The 18,380-nt window shown below is 70.4% G+C and carries 16 protein-coding genes and 1 tRNA gene; 5 read left to right on the top strand and 12 right to left on the bottom strand.

Annotation, left to right across the window (positions count from 1 at the left end):
- Positions 1-8 precede the first annotated feature (8 nt).
- The gene (locus ACWDEW_RS10585) at positions 9-2,783 is read left to right on the top strand and encodes an AAA family ATPase (RefSeq protein WP_450511537.1); all 2,775 of its coding nucleotides are present in this window, start codon (positions 9-11) and stop codon (positions 2,781-2,783) included.
- Positions 2,784-2,990: 207 nt separating this feature from the next.
- Here the strand turns inward: ACWDEW_RS10585 and ACWDEW_RS10580 are convergent, their stop codons facing one another.
- The 9 genes from ACWDEW_RS10580 to ACWDEW_RS10540 form a co-directional block, all read right to left on the bottom strand.
- Positions 2,991-3,824: an alpha/beta fold hydrolase gene (locus ACWDEW_RS10580; RefSeq protein ID WP_450511535.1), complete on the bottom strand. Its 834-nt coding sequence runs from the start codon at positions 3,822-3,824 to the stop codon at positions 2,991-2,993.
- Between the two features lie 32 nt (positions 3,825-3,856).
- Complete coding sequence (locus ACWDEW_RS10575) at positions 3,857-4,336, bottom strand: cupin domain-containing protein (protein ID WP_450511533.1); 480 nt, start codon at positions 4,334-4,336, stop codon at positions 3,857-3,859.
- Positions 4,337-4,356: 20 nt separating this feature from the next.
- On the bottom strand, positions 4,357-5,346 hold the full coding sequence (locus ACWDEW_RS10570; protein WP_450511532.1) for an alpha/beta fold hydrolase: 990 nt from the start codon (positions 5,344-5,346) through the stop codon (positions 4,357-4,359).
- Between the two features lie 176 nt (positions 5,347-5,522).
- Positions 5,523-6,353 carry an SDR family NAD(P)-dependent oxidoreductase gene (locus tag ACWDEW_RS10565; protein WP_450511530.1) on the bottom strand — a complete coding sequence of 277 codons (831 nt, stop codon included), beginning with the start codon at positions 6,351-6,353 and terminating at the stop codon, positions 5,523-5,525.
- Positions 6,350-7,159 (bottom strand): alpha/beta hydrolase, encoded by an 810-nt coding sequence (locus tag ACWDEW_RS10560; protein WP_450511528.1) that lies wholly within the window; start codon positions 7,157-7,159, stop codon positions 6,350-6,352. Before ACWDEW_RS10560 ends, ACWDEW_RS10565 begins: the two co-directional genes overlap by 4 nt.
- A 212-nt stretch (positions 7,160-7,371) precedes the next feature.
- Positions 7,372-7,444 (bottom strand) — tRNA-His (locus ACWDEW_RS10555).
- Positions 7,445-7,526: 82 nt separating this feature from the next.
- Positions 7,527-8,129, bottom strand: coding sequence for an oligoribonuclease (orn, locus tag ACWDEW_RS10550; RefSeq protein WP_043259216.1), 603 nt, complete (start codon positions 8,127-8,129; stop codon positions 7,527-7,529).
- A 169-nt stretch (positions 8,130-8,298) separates the two neighbouring features.
- The gene (locus ACWDEW_RS10545; protein ID WP_450511525.1) at positions 8,299-9,567 is read right to left on the bottom strand and encodes a helix-turn-helix domain-containing protein; all 1,269 of its coding nucleotides are present in this window, start codon (positions 9,565-9,567) and stop codon (positions 8,299-8,301) included.
- A 377-nt stretch (positions 9,568-9,944) separates the two neighbouring features.
- Positions 9,945-10,265, bottom strand: coding sequence for a hypothetical protein (locus tag ACWDEW_RS10540; protein WP_450511524.1), 321 nt, complete (start codon positions 10,263-10,265; stop codon positions 9,945-9,947).
- Between the two features lie 313 nt (positions 10,266-10,578).
- On the opposite strand from ACWDEW_RS10540, the gene ACWDEW_RS10535 reads away from it, so the two are divergent.
- Positions 10,579-11,106: a universal stress protein gene (locus ACWDEW_RS10535; protein ID WP_450511522.1), complete on the top strand. Its 528-nt coding sequence runs from the start codon at positions 10,579-10,581 to the stop codon at positions 11,104-11,106.
- Between the two features lie 120 nt (positions 11,107-11,226).
- A complete protein-coding gene (locus ACWDEW_RS10530) occupies positions 11,227-11,790 on the top strand; it encodes a GPR1/FUN34/YaaH family transporter (protein WP_450511520.1) in 564 nt (187 codons plus the stop codon).
- A gap of 124 nt (positions 11,791-11,914) precedes the next feature.
- On the opposite strand, the gene glmS is transcribed toward ACWDEW_RS10530, so the two are convergent.
- Positions 11,915-13,732, bottom strand: coding sequence for a glutamine--fructose-6-phosphate transaminase (isomerizing) (gene glmS / locus ACWDEW_RS10525; protein WP_450511518.1), 1,818 nt, complete (start codon positions 13,730-13,732; stop codon positions 11,915-11,917).
- Positions 13,733-13,744: 12 nt separating this feature from the next.
- Positions 13,745-14,002, bottom strand: coding sequence for a hypothetical protein (locus ACWDEW_RS10520; RefSeq protein WP_450511516.1), 258 nt, complete (start codon positions 14,000-14,002; stop codon positions 13,745-13,747).
- 165 nt (positions 14,003-14,167) lie between these two features.
- On the opposite strand from ACWDEW_RS10520, the gene ACWDEW_RS10515 reads away from it, so the two are divergent.
- Positions 14,168-15,748 (top strand): purple acid phosphatase family protein, encoded by a 1,581-nt coding sequence (locus ACWDEW_RS10515; RefSeq protein ID WP_450511514.1) that lies wholly within the window; start codon positions 14,168-14,170, stop codon positions 15,746-15,748.
- 60 nt (positions 15,749-15,808) lie between these two features.
- Here ACWDEW_RS10515 and ACWDEW_RS10510 read toward each other — a convergent pair whose 3' ends face one another.
- Complete coding sequence (locus ACWDEW_RS10510) at positions 15,809-16,687, bottom strand: DUF4429 domain-containing protein (RefSeq protein WP_450511512.1); 879 nt, start codon at positions 16,685-16,687, stop codon at positions 15,809-15,811.
- An 83-nt stretch (positions 16,688-16,770) separates the two neighbouring features.
- Here ACWDEW_RS10510 and ACWDEW_RS10505 point away from each other — a divergent pair, with 83 nt between their 5' ends.
- On the top strand, positions 16,771-18,360 hold the full coding sequence (locus ACWDEW_RS10505; protein ID WP_450511510.1) for a beta-N-acetylhexosaminidase: 1,590 nt from the start codon (positions 16,771-16,773) through the stop codon (positions 18,358-18,360).
- Positions 18,361-18,380: the final 20 nt, after the last annotated feature.

Here is an 18,380-nt window from a genome sequence, read left to right as displayed (position 1 = left end):
GCGGTCCCATGGTGTGGAACGGCGGCCGGCACGCGTCCGGGCCGCGCATGGTCGGACGCCACGCCGAACGCGAAGCCGTCGGGCGGCTGCTCGACGCGGTGCGCGACGGCCTCAGCGGAGTCCTGGTCCTCACCGGCGAACCCGGGATCGGCAAGACCCGGCTCCTTGAGTACGCCGCGGCCCGGGCCTCCGAACTCCGCGTGGTCCGGCTGACCGCGGCCGAGCCCGAGACCGGTCTCGGCTTCGGCGCGCTGCACCGGTTGCTGCGGCCCTTCCTGAACCGGACGGACCGGCTGCCCGGGCCGCAGCGGGCCGCGCTGGACGCGGCCCTGGGCCTGGTGCCGGGGCCGCCGGCCGACCGCTATCTCGTCGGGCTCGCGACACTGACCCTGCTGTCCGAGGCCGCCGCCGACCAGGCGCTCCTGTTCCTGCTGGACGATGTGCAGTGGCTGGACCGGGAGTCGGCCGAGACACTCGCGTTCGTCGCACGCCGACTGCACGCCGACTCCCTGGGCCTGATCATCGCCGTCCGCGACGGGCTCGGGGACAACGGCCTGTTCGACGGACTGAGCGCACACTCCGTGACCGGTCTGCCGGAGCCGGAGGCCAGGAACCTGCTCCTCTCCGTGCCCCGGCGGGTGGACGCGGGCGTGGCCGACCGGATCGTCACCGGTACCGGCGGCAACCCGCTCGCGCTGCTGGAGCTGGCCGACGCCCTGACCGCCGAGCAACTGTCCGGTATCGCCCCGCTGCCCGATCCGCTGCCGGTTGGCCGGCTCCTCGAGAGCCACTTCCAGCACCTGGTACGAGCCCTGCCGCCCGAGACCGGAACCCTGTTGCTGCTGCTCGCGGCGGCCCCCTCGGACGACACGGGACTGATGTGGCGGGCCGCCGGGCGGCTCGGACTGTCCGCCCGGGCCGCCCAGCCGGCGGTCGCCGCCGGAATCCTCGGCCGGGACACGCCGGCGGCCTTCCGGCACCCCCTGATCCGCTCGACGGTCTACGCCGCGGCCGAACCAGGCGAGCGCCGCCGTGCGCACGCGGCCCTGGCCGCAGCCTGCGACCCCGTACGGGACGCCGACCGCCGCGCCTGGCACCGGGCCGAGGCCGCCGAGGGCCTGGACGACGACGTCGCCGACGACCTGGCGGCCGCCTCCGAGCGGGCCCGCTCCCGCGGCGGCCACTCCCAGCAGGCCCGCTTCCTGTCGCGCGCCGCCGATTTCACCGCCGACCCGGACAAGCGGGCCGAACGGCTGCTCGACGCGGCGCAGGCCCATCTGGTGTCCGGCGACGCGGCGGCGGCGCGGATCGCGCTGGACCTGGCCGGCGCCGGTATCCGCGGCCCGGTGATGCGCACGCGCGAGCTGCGGATGCGGGCGACCGCGCAGATGTTCCGGATCGCCGTCGCCGACGTCCCTGCGATGCTGATGGACGCCGTGAGCAGGCTCGGCCCGCGGGACCCCCGGCTGACCTGGGAGCTGCTCCAGGAGGCGCTGCACGCGGCGCTGGTCGCCGACGGCTGTCCGCAGGGCACGTCGTTGACCGAGGTCGCGGTGGCGGTCGTCGCCGCCCGGCACGCCCCGGACACCGCCGCGTACGGCCGTGACGTACTGATGGAGGGTCTGGCCCGGCGCGTGGCCGAGGGCTACGAGCACGGCGCGTCCGTGCTGCGTACCGCCCTGGACCGGCTGCGGGACGGTGCGGAGATCGGGGACGCGAACAGCCCCTTCGCGGTGGTGCTCTCCATGGCCTGCGACGATCTCTGGGACGTCCGGGCCGAGCGCGAGCTCACCGACCGCCTCGCGGCGGCGGACCGCGACGCCGGCGCACTGTACGCGCTGAGCATGACGCTGCTCGTCGCGGCCCGCTGCGACCTCTGGGACGGACGGTTCACGCAGGCGGAGGTCCGCTACGCCGAGTTCGACGACATCGCGGCCGACACCGGCTTCCGCGGCGGCGGAGACATCAACCGGCTCCACCTGTTCGCCCTGGCCGGCCGGGAGCCCGAGCTGCGGGAGGCGGTGCGGCAGACCGCGGCGATGAAGAGCATGGGCCACGGCCTGCTCCAGCTGCTGGCACAGCACGCGCTGTCCCTGTTCGAGCTGGGACAGGGCCGCTACGGGCAGGCGCTGCGGCACGCGCGGGCCGTTTTCGACGGCGACCCCCCGGCCTGCGGCAACCTCGTTCTCCCGCTGCTCGTCGAGGCCGCAGTACGCACCGGCGACCGCGCCGTCACCCTCGCGGCACTGTCCCGGCTGGAGGAACGGGCCCCGCTCGCCGGTACGCCCTGGGCCCTGGGCGCGCTGGCCCTCGGCCGGGCACTGACGGCGGACGGCGACGAGGCCGAGAAGCTCTACCAGGAGTCGGTCGACCTGCTGGGGCAGGCACCGCTGGCCCTGGAACAGGCCCGGGCCCGGCTGCTGTTCGGCGAGTGGCTGCGCCGCCGCAAGCGTCGTTCCGATGCCAGGAAGCAGCTGCGCGCGGCCTACGAGAGCTTCGACGCCTTCGGCGCGGTGCCGTACGCGGAGCGGGCCCGGATCGAGTTGCTGGCCACCGGGGAGACGGCACGCAGGCGCACGGTCGACACCCGGTTCGACCTCACACCGCGGGAACGGCAGGTGGCCTCCATGGCCGCCTCGGGGCTGACCAACGGAGAGATCGCGACGCGGTTGTTCGTCACCGCCTCGACCGTCGAGTTCCATCTGAACAAGGTGTTCCGCAAGCTCGACATCACCTCCCGGAAGCAGATCCCCCGCGCGATCGGCGAACCGGACCCGGGATAGTGCGGCAGGCCGAGGAACGAGCGATGCCGGCCGATGCGGGGATCCTCGGCGGCGAGCGGCCCGAGACCGGGAACCCCGGTCTTCGCCCACCACGCCGTACCGGTCGTGTTCCACACCGACCGTCCTGATGACGGTGGTGGTGACCGTGAAGTGACGCAACGAAGTGCGCGACCCCCGACGCCCGCACCGTCCGGCCGCCCCGCGCGACTACTTGGCCAGGAAGGCCAGCAGCGCGGCGTTGACCTCTTCGGCGTGCGTCCACAGCAGGCCGTGCGGGGCACCCTCGATCTCGACGTACTGGGCCGAGGGCAGCAGCGCGTGGAAGGGCCGTCCGGTGGAGTCGACCGGCAGGATCCGGTCGGCCGTGCCGTGCAGGATCAGCGTCGGTACGTCGATCCTGGCGACGTCGGCGCGGAAGTCGGTGATCCAGGTGGGCACGCAGGCCACCGACGCGTACGCCGACGCGCCCGCCGCCACGTTCCAGCTCGCCCGCACGGCCTCTTCGCTGATCCGGCTGCCGAGCGTCTCGTCGAGGTTGTAGAACGCCTCGTAGAAGCCGGTGAAGTAGGCGTAGCGGTCCTTCGTGACCGCCTCCAGGATGCCGTCGAAGACGGACTGGTCGACGCCGTCCGGGTGGTCGTCGGTCCTGACCAGGAAGGGTTCGAGGGAGGCGAGGAAGGCCGCCTTGGCGACCCGCTGCGAGCCGTACGTGCCCAGATAGCGGCCGACTTCCCCGGTCCCCATGGAGAACCCGACGAGTACCACGTCGGTGAGGTCCAGCCCGGTCAGCACCGCGTCGAGATCGGCGGCGAAGGTGTCGTAGTCGTAGCCCGTGGTCGGCTGCGAGGACCGGCCGAAACCGCGCCGGTCGTAGGTGATGACCCGGTGGCCCGCGTCGAGCAGGGCCGGGAGCTGCTTCTCCCAGGAGTGGCCGTCCAGCGGGTAGCCGTGGATCAGCACGACGGGCTGCCCGCTCCCGTGGTCCTCGTAGTACAGCTCGATGTCGGCGGAGTTCTCCCGGCCGACGGTGATGTACGGCATGTCGGTTCCCTTCGTGACTCTGGTGGACCGGCTCACAAGGACGGCGGCGGTCCGGTGACGCGCAGGTGGAAGGCCTCGGCGGAGGCCACGACCGCCGCGAGGTCGAACTCCGGCGGCAGGTCCCCGGCCTCGGCCACCGGGGTGCCGTTGGCCCGGAAGTACTCCTCTATGCAGGCCGGGCTGAACAGCACCGCCATCCGCGCGCCCTCGGGCGAGCGCACCAGATAGCTGTGCGGAACCCCGCGCGGCCCGTACGCGACCTGCCCGGGCACCAGGTCGTGGCGCTGGTCGCCGACGAAGAACGTCACCTCGCCGTCGAGGACGAACCAGACCTCCTCCTCGTCCTCGTGGACGTGGTGCGGGGGCGCGTGGCCGGCCGGGTCGGCGAACTCCATCACGCTGAGCCGGTGGTCGGTCGCGGTGCCGGGCAGCAGGATCCGGGCCTGGCCGCCGAGGAACCAGAAGGGTTCGCGCTCGGCCGTCGGTCCGAAGGTGGGGAAGAAGCTGGTCATGTCCGCTCCTGACGCTGACGTCATCGGTGGCTGCTCAGGAAACGCAGCAGCATGGCGGTCGTCTCTTTCGGGTGCTCTTCGTAGATCCAGTGGCCGGAGTCGGCGACGACCGCCGGAGTGACATGGGCGGCGTAGTGGCGCACCTGCTCCGCGACCGACGGACCGAGGCTGCCGGAGGCGCCGATCGCGAGCACCGGCATGGTCAGGGGCGTCTTCCGGAACCGCGCGTTGTCGGCGATGTCCTGCGGGAACGTCCTGAACCACGCGAGGCTCGCTTCCAGGTGCGCGTAGTCGCGCAGGCAGGAGGCGAAGACCCGCAGGTCCTGAGGGGTCAGGGCGTCCTTGTGTACGGCGATGCCCCGCATGAAGCCGGTCGTCCAGGTCAGCTCGCGGCCCCGGATCAGACTCTCCGGGAGACCGGTCCGCAGGGAGAAGAAGCCGAAGTTCCACACTCCGGGTCCCTTGGCCGTCAGCGCCGGGAACTCGTAGATGCCCAGGTCCGGTATCGGGGCCTCGCTGAGCACGAGCTTCGTGACGCTGTGCGGGTACTGCGCCGCGTAGGCGTAGGCGACCATCGTGCCGATGTCGTGGCCGACGACGTTCACGTCCTGGTCCTTGCCGAGCGAGACCAGGAGCGCGTGCAGGGTGGCGGCCATGGTCTTCTTGTCGTAGCCGGACGCCGGGGCGTCGCTCCGGCCCGCGCCGGGCAGGTCCGGCGCGACGACGGTGTAGTGCTCGGCGAGCGCGGGCATGATCGCGTGCCACTCGTACCAGGTCTGGGGGTAGCCGTGGATCAGGACCAGGGTTGGGCCGTGGCCGCCGATCACGTAGTCGATGCCGGTCCCGGCGACCCGGGTCCTGTGCTCGCTGAAGCCGGCGGGTATGTGCTCGCCGGCCGGGGTCGCGGGCCCGGCGGAGGCCGCGGCCGTGAGGCTGGTCGAGCCGAGGCCGACGGCCAGGGCGAAGACCGCGGCCGCCAGGCGGCGGGATCCGGACAGGCGGAATCTCACGGGTCTCTCCAGGGGATGCGAGGGGAGGCGAGGGGAGGGAATGTGCGGCGGTTCGGGGCGTGTCCGCGAGGTCCCGTCGTCCGCCCGAAGTGCGGGCCCCGCGGCGAGGAGGCACCCTCTCCGGGGGAGGCACTTCTCGGACACGGCCCGGGCGCCCGCCGTGCCGGCACGGCCGCTCAGAGGGATTCGACGAGACCGCCGTCGATGACGAAGTCGGCGCCGGTGATGTTCGCGGCCCGGGGACCGGCGAGGTAGAGCACGAGATCGGCCACCTCCGACGGCCGGGTGAAGCGGCCGGTCACCGACTGGTCCGCCGCGCCGCGGGCCACCTCCCCGGGGTCGACGCCCCGCGACTGGCCGACCGTGGCGGCGACCCCGTCGGCGCCCTGCCACAGCGCCGTCTCCACCGGGCCGGGACCGATGGTGTTCACCCGCACACCGCGCGGCCCCACCTCCTTGGACAGGGCCTTGCAGAAGTTGGTCAGCGCCGCCTTCGCCGCGCCGTAGTCGATGACCAGCGGGTCGGGCAGCCGGGCGTTGACCGAGGAGACGGTGACGATACGGCCCGCGCCGGTGGCGAGCAGGTGCGGCAGCGCGGCCCGGGTGGCGCGGACGGCGGCCATGAAGTTGACCGTGAAGGTCCACTCCCAGTCCTCGTCCGTCACGCCGAGGAAGCCGTCGACCCGCGGCCGTACCGCCCCGACGTTGTTCACCAGGACGTCGACACCGCCATGGAGCGCCACGGCCTCGGTGACCAGCGCGGCCGGACCGTCCGGTGCCGCGAGGTCGAGTTCCACGACGGTGAGCTCGGCCCCCTGCTTCACGTGCCGGTCGAGGGCGTCGGTGCGTTCCCTCGAACCCGCGACGACGCGGGAACCGGCCGCGAGGAAGGCCTCGACGACGGCCAGCCCGATGCCCCGCCCGGCGCCGGTGACCACGACGGTCCGCCCGGCCAGGCCCGCGTCGGCATCGGACGTTGCGGCGGTCCGGGACGCAGGGGAGGTCATCGCCCGGTCTCCTGACCCTGCTGCCGCAACCAGGTGAGTACGGTGTCCGCGACCTCGCGCCAGCCGCCGTCGATCGTCAACGAGTGCCCGCGGTCGGGGAAGTTGACGATGTCGGTGACCGCCTCGGAGTGCCGGTACTGCTTGAGGGTGGCCCGGGTGACGACCTCGGGCACCGTGTGGTCCTTGCCGCCGGAGACGAGCAGCAGCGGGCCGCGTCCGCTGTTGTCCGTGTCGACCTTCGCCGGCGAGTGGGGGTTGAAGTTGGCGGAGGCGGCCTCGTACAGCGGCTTGCCCGGTGCGGGGACGGCCCAGCGCTCGTACAGGGCCGCCGATTCCTCCTCCGCGACGGCGTTGCCGAACGCGAACCGGAACTGCTCCGCGGTCAGGGAGACCGCCCGCCGCTTGTTGGCCGGGTTCTTGAAGACCGGGAGCGTCGCCTTCAACGCGGACAGCGGCAGAGGCAGAACGCCCTTGATCTGAGCGGCGTCGATCGCGACCGCCGCGGCCGCGCGGTCCTGGCCGAGCAGCTTCTGCGCGATCATCCCGCCGAACGAGTGGCCGATCAGGAGGGGCGGCGCGGGCAGTGCCTCGATCAGGGTCGCGTAGTGCTCGACGACGTCGTCGATGCCGTAGCCGGCGATGCTCTCGGGGTTCTGGCGCGCCTCCTCGACAGTGGCGGGGTCGCCGGGCCATCCGGGCGCGGAGGGGTCGTAGCCCTCCGCGCGGAACAGATCGATCCACGGCTGCCAGGAGGTGCTGTGCAGCCAGAGCCCGTGGATGAAGACCACGGGAAGGGGGACGGTCATGGCTGGGCCTCTTTTCTGCGGGTGTCCTGACCCGGCATGTCCACACGAAACCGGGAATCCCCGTGCCATCGCACTGGGGAGACACCCCAGTGGTTCAGGGGCGATGCTCTGGGCCTTGGTCCGGGCGGGAGTTGAGACACTCCTGCGCTCCGCCGACAACCGAAAAAGGCCCCCGGACCGCGTTTCCGCGGGCCGGGGGCCTTTTTTGCGAGGGTGAGTGACGGGACTTGAACCCGCGACTTCCTGGACCACAACCAGGTGCTCTACCAGCTGAGCTACACCCACCATGCCCGGTCGTTCACTGTGTGAGTTTCCGACCGGCCGAGAAAAAGTGTACAGGGTCCGAAGGGGTGCTCGCGCACGGCTTTTACGGGGTGGGCTGGACGTGCTTGGCGGCGATGGTGCGGGCCGTGTCGGAGTCGGGGCCGGGCTGCGGGACGAAGATCGCCTCGCGGTAGTAGCGCAGCTCCGCGATGGACTCGCGGATGTCGGCGAGGGCGCGGTGGTTGCCCTTCTTCTCGGGGCTGTTGAAGTACGCCCGCGGGTACCAGCGGCGGGCCAGCTCCTTCACCGAGGACACGTCCACGATGCGGTAGTGCAGGTACTCCTCCAGCGTCGGCATGTCACGGAGGAGGAAACCGCGGTCGGTGCCGACCGAGTTGCCGCACAGCGGGGCCTTGCCCGGCTCCTTGACGTGCTCCCGGATGTAGGCCAGGACCTGCTCCTCGGCATCGGCCAGCGTCGTACCGCCGGCCAGCTCGTCGAGCAGGCCGGACGCGGTGTGCATCTGGCGTACTACGTCCGGCATCGTCTCCAGCGCCCGGTCCGGCGGGCGGACGACGATGTCCACCCCTTCGCCGAGCACGTTCAGCTCGGAGTCGGTGACGAGGGCGGCCACCTCGATGAGAGCGTCGTCCGACAGCGAGAGGCCGGTCATCTCGCAGTCGATCCACACCATGCGATCGTTCATGTGTCTAACCCTAAGGTGCGCGCCGCCCGGCTGGACCAACCGTGCGGTGACCTTGTGGTGCGAGAGGGGGCGGTGACCCCGTGGTGCGAGGGCGCGCGAAACCCCCCGGGCGCGCGAAAGCCCCCGGAGATCTCCTGACTGACGGAGACCTCCGGGGGCGATGCTGTCGCTACGTCGCGCTGCGCTGGCCGGGCAGGCTCGCCGCCGCACGGCTCGTGGCGTACGCCTCACGGCCGTTCTCCGCCGCCGAAGCGGCGGATGCCGCGGACGCCGCCGACAGCGCGCTCGCCGCCGTACGACGGGTCTGCATCGGGACCGGGCCCTCCGGGTGGAGCGAGGGCGGCAGGCCCGCCGGGCCCAGGGACGACGGACCGCCGGGCTGGCCCGGGGCGCCGTCGCCGTCCACCTGCTTGTCGCCCTGGGGCCTGCGGGCGCGGTACGCGGCCCGGTAGGCGGCGGGTGACGAGCCCAGCTGGCGGCGGAAGTGACCGCGCAGCGCCACCGGCGAACGGAAGCCGCAGCGGCCCGCGACCTCGTCCACCGAGTAGTCCGACGTCTCCAGCAGGCGCTGCGCCTGGAGCACCCGCTGCGTGATCAGCCACTGCAGGGGAGCGCTCCCCGTGAGCGAGCGGAAGCGGCGGTCGAACGTACGCCTGCTCATGTACGCGCGTGCCGCCAGCGTCTCCACGTCGAACTGTTCGTGGAGGTGCTCCAGCGCCCAGGCGACGACCTCCGCGAGCGGGTCGGCGCCGATCTCCTCTGGTAAAGACCGATCGAGATAGCGCTCCTGACCGCCGCTTCGGCGCGGGGGGACCACCAGGCGCCGGGCGAGCGCGCCGGCCGCCTCGTTGCCGTGGTCCGTCCGCACGATGTGGAGACAGAGATCGATTCCGGCCGCCGTACCGGCGGACGTCAGTACGTCTCCGTCGTCGACGAAGAGTTCCCTCGGATCCACGTGCACCGACGGATAGCGCTTGGCCAGCGTCGGCGCGTACATCCAGTGGGTGGTCGCGGGACGGCCGTCCAGCAGACCCGCCGCAGCCAGCACGAACGCGCCGGTGCACAGGCCTACTATGCGGGCCCCTTCTTCGTGCGCCCGGCGCAGTGCGTCGAGCGCCTCCTCCGGCGGCGGCGCGGTGATCGACCGCCAGGCAGGCACGACGACGGTGCCCGCCCGCGAGATCGCCTCCAGGCCGTGCGGTGTGGTGAGTTCCAGCCCGCCGGTGGTGCGCAGCGGACCGTCCTCGCCGCCGCACACAAGAAGGCGGTAGCGCGGAACTCCGGCGTCCTGCCGGTCGATGCCGAACACCGACAGCGGTATGGAACTTTCGAAGATGGGGCCGCCGCTGAACAGCAGCACCGCGACGATCTCCTTGCGGCGTCGCCCGGAAAGCTTCCGGGCCGCGGCTTCCGGCGCGGCAGTGGAGTCGTGGCTCATACTGCTAAGCCCCCCTCGGTGGTCGCGGCTCCTCGGTTGTGTCGCTCCTGCACGTTTCCCCTCGGTCCTGCACGAGTCCCCCGCCGTAAGACGTCAAGATCGAATCTACTGTGTCCAGTGGTGCCGGGGTGACCAGTTCGGCAACCGGCACATTGTCGACATGGCAACTTGGCGTGAAGCATTCGATCACGAAGCGTTGCACTCGTGGGCCGTGCAGGGAAGTGCGCCTCCCCGTAGTGGCCAATCCCCGTAGGGTGCGCAGGGCCTCCCAGACCCTTTCGGTGCAGGTGGAACGGGGGTTGGGGGGTGGTTCGGACAACAGATGCACGGTGGCCGGAAGTTGGCTGAAAAGCGTCGGGCGTGTGCGCGGAAACCGGTCAGTCGACCGGTGTACTTCCTCCGCTGTGCCGACCGCCCCGATGTGCCCCCGCCGCCGCCCGGTGACGGTGGCCGCGCTGCGGCGGCTCCTGCTCGTCCAGCAGCCGGGCCGTGCCCCGCTCGGAGCGGCGCAGCAGCACCCGGCAGGCGGCGGTGACGGCCGCGAGACCGAGGGCCGTGCCGGTGGCGCCGGCGAGCGAGGTGCCGTACCAGAGGAGGACCAGGGGGACGAGGACACAGCTGAAGACCGCCCAGCGGACCACATCGGTGGCGGTGTCAGGGCCGGGGTGTGCCTCGGAGGTCGTGCGGTGTCCGGACATGGCGTGCTCCCTGGGGCGGCGGTTCGCCGGGTTCAACGCTTGTTCGATGCGTCGGTCACTGTAGGGCAGCCCATGGGTGGCCGCGGGGGTAAGTGAATCCTGTGCAAACCGCCTGTACGGGGCAGCAACCATTGCGTTACGGGCGCCCCCTCGTGCATGCTCCGGGGAACTCCGCCGGAGCGTGTGCGGGATATGGGCTAAGGAGGACTGGCGCCGTACCCTTGGGGGTATGGGGTTGGGAAGATGATTCCCGGACACAGCTCCGCCGCACACTGTTGTCCCCTCCCAAGAGGATCAAAAAGCCGAGACACCCATGGCCGGTCACGAATCTTTCGAACCCGCGGACCGCAAGCGGCCCGTCGCCGATCCCACGGCGGCCGAGCCCCTGGCGGCGAAACAGCCACGTCATTCCTGCGATCCCGCCTTCAAGCACGGCGTCGTCGTCGGTTTCGACGGCTCCACGTCCAGTGAACGTGCCCTCGCGTACGCCATCGGCATGGCCCACCGCTCCGGCTCGGGCCTGGTCATCGTGCATGTCGCCAACCGGCTGCCCACCACGGTGTGGGCCGGCTGCGAGCCACCGGTCTTCGTCGACGTGCCGGATCACCGCACCGAGGTGCTGGGGCTTGAGCTGGCGTGCGCCGAATACCTCGCCGAGGTGCCCTGGATCCTGGTCGAGCGCGGTGGCGACATCTGCCACGAACTCGAAGAGGTGGGGCGGGAGTACGAGGCGGACGCGATCGTCGTGGGCTCGACCCACGGGATCGTCGGACGCATCTTCGGCTCCGTCGCGGGGCGGCTCGCGAAGCGGGCGCAGCGGCCGGTCGTCGTCATCCCCTAGTCGTCCCGTGACGCGGGTGGGTTCCTTCTGAATTCGCCGTTGTGCAGAGGTGTTTGTGTCCTTGTGAAGGGCATATATCGGTCACACCGCACAACCGCACATGCATGAAGGGAGCCCGCCGTGGACAATGACGTCTCCGCGGGAAGCACCACCACGATCGTCGGCCGACTCGCCCTGGGAATCACCCTGTTGGCCTTCGGGCTCGGGTACACGGATGTCATCAACGGAGTGTCGGCGGCTGACGCCGTGTCACTCGCTCACTACGTAGGCGGAGTTGCGCTCTTCGTCGCCGGGCTGTTCGCGTTCCGCGACGGTGACACGGCCACGGGGACCGCGTTCGCGGCCTTCGGCGCGCTCTGGTTCACCTGGGCCGTCAGCGCCGGCAACTCCGTGTCGGACAACGCGGCGGGGCTGTTCCTGGTCCTGTTCGCCCTGGTCGCTCTCTCGGTGACCCTCGCGGGTGGGGATCAACTCACCCAGGGGACCTATGGGTTGTTCTTCGTCTCCCTTGTGCTGCTTGCCATCGCGCAGTTCGCCGGCAACGACGGGCTGGGCAAGGTCGGTGGGTGGTTCGGTGTCGCCGCGGGGGCTGTTGCCTGGTATTCGGCGACGGCGGCTCTCGCGCACTGGCCGACGGTTCTTCCTCGTCGGACTGCGGGTCGGGGCGTGACGGCTACCAGTTGACCGGCAGTTGGAAAGGCCCCCCACGTGTATGAGGCACACGTGGGGGGCCTTTCGGTTTCGTCGGCCTCTGCCGGCCGGTGGGGGTTGCTCGCGCAGTTCCCCGCGCCCCTAGAAGCAAAAGCCTCTACTCGACCGTGACCGACTTGGCGAGGTTCCTCGGCTTGTCGATGTCCCGGCCCAGTGCCAACGCCGTGTGATACGCCAGGAGTTGAAGAGGAATCCCCATCAGGATCGGGTCCAACTCGTCCTCGTTCTTCGGGACCACGATCGTCTGGTCTGCCTTCTCCTGGCGCTGGTGGGCCACCGCGAGGATGCGGCCGCTGCGGGCCTTGATCTCCTCCAGGGCGGCGCGGTTCTTCTCCAGGAGGTCGTCGTCGGGGACGATCGCGACCGTGGGGAGGGCGGGCTCGATGAGGGCGAGGGGGCCGTGCTTCAACTCCGAGGCGGGGTAGGCCTCGGCGTGGATGTAGGAGACCTCCTTGAGCTTCAAGGAAGCCTCGCGGGCTACCGGGTAGCCCCGGACGCGGCCGATGAAGAGCATCGAGCGGGCGTCCGCGTACTCGGCGGCCAGCTTCCTGATCTCGTCCTCGCGGTCGAGGATCTCGGCGATCTGGGCCGGCAGCCTGCGCAGGCCCTCGATGATGCGCTTGCCGTCGCGGACCGAGAGGTCACGGGTGCGGCCGAGGTGGAGCGCCAACAGGGCGAACGCCACTGTGGTGTTGGTGAAGCACTTGGTCGAGACGACACAGACCTCGGGGCCCGCGTGCACGTACATGCCGCCGTCCGCCTCGCGGGCGATCGCCGAGCCGACGACGTTCACCACGCCGAGGACCCGGGCGCCCTTGCGCTTCAGCTCCTGGACCGCGGCGAGTACGTCGTACGTCTCACCGGACTGCGAGACCGCGATGTAGAGGGTGTCGGGGTCGACCACCGCGTTGCGGTAGCGGAACTCCGAAGCCGGCTCGGCGTCCGCGGGGATGCGGGCCAGCTCCTCGATCATCTGGGCGCCGATCATGCCCGCGTGGTACGAGGTGCCGCAGCCGAGGATCTTCACGCGGCGGATCTGCCGGGCCTCGCGGGCGTCCAGGTTGAGGCCGCCGAGGTGCACGGTGGAGAAGCGGTCGTCGATGCGGCCGCGCAGCACGCGGTCCACGGCGTCGGCCTGCTCGAAGATCTCCTTGTGCATGTAGGTGTCGTGGCCGCCCATGTCGTAGGAGGCGGCCTCCCACTCGACGGTGGTCGGCTCGGACGTGGTGCGGGTGCCCTCGGTGGTGTATGTCCGGAAGTCGTCGGCCTTGAGGGTCGCCATCTCGCCGTCGTCGAGGGTCACTATCTGACGGGTGTGGGTCACCAGTGCGGCGATGTCCGAGGCTACGAACATCTCCTTCTCGCCGATGCCGAGGACCACCGGAGAGCCGTTTCGAGCCACCACGATGCGGTCGGGGAAGTCGGCGTGCAGGACGGCGATGCCGTACGTCCCTTCGATCACCCGGAGCGCCTGGCGGACCTTCTCTTCCAGGGTCTCCGCCTGGGAGCGGGCGATGAGGTGGGTGAGGACCTCGGTGTCGGTCTCGGAGAGGAACTCGACGCCGTCGGCTTCGAGCTTCTTCCGGAGGTCCGAGGCGTTGTCGATGATGCCGTTGTGGACGACGGCGACCTTGCTGTCGGCGGACAGGTGCGGGTGGGCGTTCACGTCGGACGGGGCGCCGTGCGTGGCCCAGCGGGTGTGGGCGATGCCGGTGGTGCCCTTGAAGCGTGCCGGGACCTTGGCCTCCAGGTCACGGACCCGTCCCTTGGCCTTGACCACCTTCAGGCCGGCCGTCTTGGGGGCCGTGATGGCGATGCCCGCGGAGTCGTAGCCGCGGTACTCCAGCCGCTGCAGGCCCTCCAGCAGAAGCGGAGCAACGTCACGCTTGCCGATGTATCCGACGATTCCACACATATATGGGTGTTCCTAGCCGTAGACGATGCGGCGCAGCTGCCTGAGCGTGAGCTCCGGCGGTGCGACCGCCCGGTATTTCAGGTCCGCCTCGATCCGGTCGAAGATCGTCGCGTTGACCAGGCCCTGGGTCTGGAGCTCGCGGTGGCGGCGACGGACGTAGTCCTCGGTCGTCTCGTCGAAGTACGCGAGCACGTCCTGGATCACCCGCAGCGCCTCGCCCCGGTTGAGGGTCGTGGAGCGCGTCAGATGATCAACGAGTTCGTCGTGCACCCGGTTGATCCTGGAGTACCGGGGGAAGGTTTGCAAGAATCCTGCCCGATATCGGGCAGCGGCCTGTTGAATGTCTTATGGGACTCTGTTCGCAAGCTGTCCATCCTGTGTCTTGTGTTACGTCGCTCATATGGACGAGTTTCAGACGCCATGGACATTCCTCGTATGGGAGTACCCGAAGAGCTCGCCGAGCGCATGAGCATGGCCGAGCAGCACGAGTACCTACGCTCGAAATTCTCCCGGCGCACCATGATCAGAGGCGGCGCCGTGACCCTCGGCGCCGTCGCCGGTGGCGTGTTCGTGCCGGGCGCGGTCGCCCAGGCGGCCGTCCCCGGCCAGGCCTCCGCGACCTATGCCGCCACCTCCTCCAGCGAGTCGATCGACGGGGCCCTCGTCTCCCCGTTCGGCCGCCACCTCGCGTTCGGCAACGACCCGAGCACCGAGGTCACGGTCTCCTGGCAGGTCCCGACCAACGTCAAGAAGCCGTTCGTCCGGATCGGCGCGCACCCCTGGGACCTCTCCCGCAAGATCGAGGCCGAGGTGCGCACGCTCTACACCCCGGCGGGCGTCGGCGCGAGCGGCGACCACACCCAGTACTACCTGCACGCCAAGCTGACCCACCTGCGTCCGGGCAAGACGTACTACTACGGCGTCGGCCACGCGGGCTTCGACCCGGCCGAGGCCCACCTGCTCGGCACGCTGGGCACCTTCACCACCGCCCCCGACCACAAGAAGCCGTTCACCTTCACGGCCTTCGGTGACGAGGGCGTCGGCTACCACGGGCTTGCCAACGACAGCCTGCTGCTCGCCCAGAACCCGGCCTTCCACCTGCACGCCGGCGACATCGCCTACGCCGACCCGGCCGGCCAGGGCAAGACCGCCGACACCGGCTTCGACTCGCGGATCTGGGACCAGTTCCTCGCCCAGACCGAGTCGGTCGCCAAGTCCGTGCCGTGGATGCCCGCCTACGGCAACCACGACATGGAGGCCTGGTACTCGCCCAACGGCTACGGCGGCGAGGACGCCCGCTGGACCCTGCCGGACAACGGCCCGGACAAGGAGCACCTCCCGGGCGTCTACTCCTTCGTCTACGGCAACACGGCGGTCATCTCGCTGGACGCCAACGACGTGTCCTTCGAGATCCCGGCCAACCTCGGCATCTCGGGCGGCACCCAGACCACGTGGCTCGAGGGGCAGCTCAAGAAGTTCCGCGCGTCCAAGGACATCGACTTCGTGGTGGTCTTCTTCCACCACTGCGCGTACTGCACCTCCACCGCGCACTCCTCGGAGGGGGGAGTGCGCGACGAGTGGGTGCCGCTGTTCGAGAAGTACACGGTGGACATGGTCATCAACGGCCACAACCACCAGTACGAGCGCACCGACGTCATCAAGAAGAACGCGGTCGTCAAGAAGCTGCCGATCGGCGGCACGGCATACCCGGAGACCGAGGGTGTCGTCTACGTGACGGCGGGCGCGGCCGGCCGCAGCCTGTACGCGTTCTCCGCCCCCGACTCCTACGAGGGTCACGTCAACGACCTCGACTCGGTCGCCGCCTTCATCAACACGAAGGACGGCAAGGTCAACGAGACGGTCGCCTGGTCGCGCGTGCGCTACCTCAACTACTCGTTCCTGCGTGTGGACGTCCAGCCCGCGCACAAGGGCCGTACGGCCACCCTGACGGTCCGCGGTATCGCCGAGACCGGCGCCGAGATCGACCGCTTCACGGTCGCCCGCAAGGCCAAGTAAGCCCGGACGCAACCGAGTTACGCCCAGAAGGCGGGGCGCAATTCGGCGAGCAGGCGGTTCTCACATGTGTTTGAGGACCGCCTGTTTGGCCATCGTGAACTCCTCGTCCGTGAGCACCCCGTCCCGGTGCAGTTCGCCGAGTTCCCGCAGCCGCCGCAGCAGCGCGTCATGGCCGTCCTCCGCGGCGGCCGTCAACTGCCGCTCGTGCGCGGCCCGTTCGGGTCGTACGTCCGGCTCGGCGGCGGGGTGCGGGAGCCGGGCCTGGACGGCCGCGGCGATCAGGGCCATCAGCGGGTCCTTCTTGAAGCCCCACAGCTCGACGGAGTTGGGGTCGTACTTGGGCGGCGCCTTGGTCGGCGCGTGGCGCACCGTGAAACGGATGTAGCCGTTCTCCAGACCGGCCGACGGCCGCCACTCCACACCGACGAGGTCCGTGACGGCGAGGGTGCGGGCGCCGGCGGCGGACTTGGCGTCCTCGGTCTTCCAGTTCCACTCCAGCCGTACGTACTCGCCGTCGAAGCTCGCCGTGCCGTCCCCGGCGGAGACGGACAGCGGCACGGCCGGGCCGGGCAGCAGGTACTCGTCGACCGGGTCGGCCGGTACCTGGTCGAGCAGCAGGGCGCCCCGTACCTCGTCCACGAAGTACTCGGCGACGCCGTACCGGTCCGATTCCACGGTGAGTTGATAGGGGTCGTCGCCCTCGGCGAGCCGGCCGCCGGTGGCGTGCAGCAGCGGGTCGGCGCCGTCGCGCAGCCGCAGCCGCAGCCGCCCAGACTTCCGGCCCTGTTCGAACGAGACGCCCGCCAACGCGCCCAGGGGAACGACGAGTTCGCCCAGCGTCCGGAGGAACAGGCCGACGTTCCTGTCCCGTCCGGGAGTCAGCCGCAGGGCGTCGCCGTCGAAGATCCAGGTGCCGTCCTTCTGGATGATTTCCGCCATAGGAGGGATTGTTCCATCGCCTTGACGACAGAATGGTCTGTACCTGTCGGGCTGCATGGAAGGGACCGCTTGTGAGACACCTTGTGAGACAGCGCCACAGAACGACCCGCCTCTTCGGTTCGCTGCTGCTCGTCGCCGCCGCGAGCGTGTCCGTCGTAGGCGCCGCACCCTCCGCCGAACCCCCCGCCGTCACCCCGCTGGGCCGGGTGGTCCCGGCACCCGCGTCCGTCACCCCCGGAGGACAGCCGTACCGGATCACGAGCGCCACCCGTATCCGCGTCGGCGAGTCACGCGAGTCGCGCCGGATCGGCGAGTACCTCGCGGGCATCCTGCGCCCCTCCACCGGCTACCGGCTGCCGGTCACCTCGCGGGGCAAGGGCGGCATCCAACTCCGGCTGGCCAAGGGCACGTTCGGCGCCGAGGGCTACCGGCTGGTCAGCGGGACCTCCGGTGTCACCATCACCGCGAGCAGGCCGGCCGGGCTCTTCCACGGCGTCCAGACCCTGCGCCAACTCCTGCCCGCCGCCGTCGAGAAGGACTCCGTGCAGCGCGGGCCCTGGCGGATCGCGGGCGGCACCATCGAGGACTCCCCGCGCTACGCCTACCGCGGCGCGATGCTCGACGTCTCCCGGCACTTCTTCACGGTCGCCCAGGTCAAGCGCTACATCGACGAGTTGGCGCTCTACAAGATCAACGAACTGCATCTGCACCTCAGCGACGACCAGGGCTGGCGCATCGCGATCAACTCCTGGCCCCGGCTGGCGACTTACGGCGGCTCGACCGAGGTCGGCGGCGGCGCGGGCGGCTACTACACCAAGGACGACTACAAGGAGATCGTCCGCTACGCCTCCTCCCGCTTCCTCGAAGTGGTCCCCGAGATCGACATGCCCGGCCACACCAACGCGGTCCTCGCCTCCTACGCCGACCTGAACTGCGACGGCGTGGCACCCCCGCTCTACACGGGCACGGACGTCGGCTTCAGCTCGCTGTGCGTCGGCAAGGACGTCACGTACAGCTTCGTGGACGACGTGATCCGCGAGCTGGCCGCGCTCACCCCGGGCCGCTATCTGCACATCGGCGGCGACGAGGCGCACTCCACCAGCCATGAGGACTACGTCAAGTTCATGGACAGGGTGCAGCCGATCGTCGCCAAGTACGGAAAGACGGTGATCGCCTGGCACCAGATCACCGGAGCGCATCCGATCAAGGGCGCCCTCGCCCAGTACTGGGGTCTCGACGACACCGACGCCGCCGAGAAGGCGCAGGTCGCCGAGGCCGCGAAGAACGGCACCGGGCTGATCCTCTCGCCCGCCGACCGGGTCTACCTCGACATGAAGTACACCGAGGACACCCCGCTCGGCCAGGACTGGGCGGGCCTGGTCGAGGTGAGGCGGTCCTACGACTGGGACCCGGGCAACTACCTCGCCGGGGTGCCGGGTTCGGCGATCCGGGGCGTCGAGGCACCGCTGTGGTCGGAGACCATCGTGACCGGCGCGAACATCGACTACATGGCCTTCCCGAGGCTGCCCGGCGTGGCCGAGCTGGGCTGGTCGCCTGCCTCGACGCACGACTGGGACACCTACAAGGTGCGGCTCGCGGCGCAGGCCCCGCGCTGGGACGCGCTCGGGATCGACTACTACCGGTCGCCCCAAGTCCCTTGGCCCGGAAGGTAGTTGTTTTCTGACCTGAGGGC

It is taken from the genome of Streptomyces sp. NPDC001100, from assembly GCF_053598575.1.
Note: the sequence above shows the minus strand (reverse complement) of the source record. Positions and strands in the feature narration are given on the sequence as shown.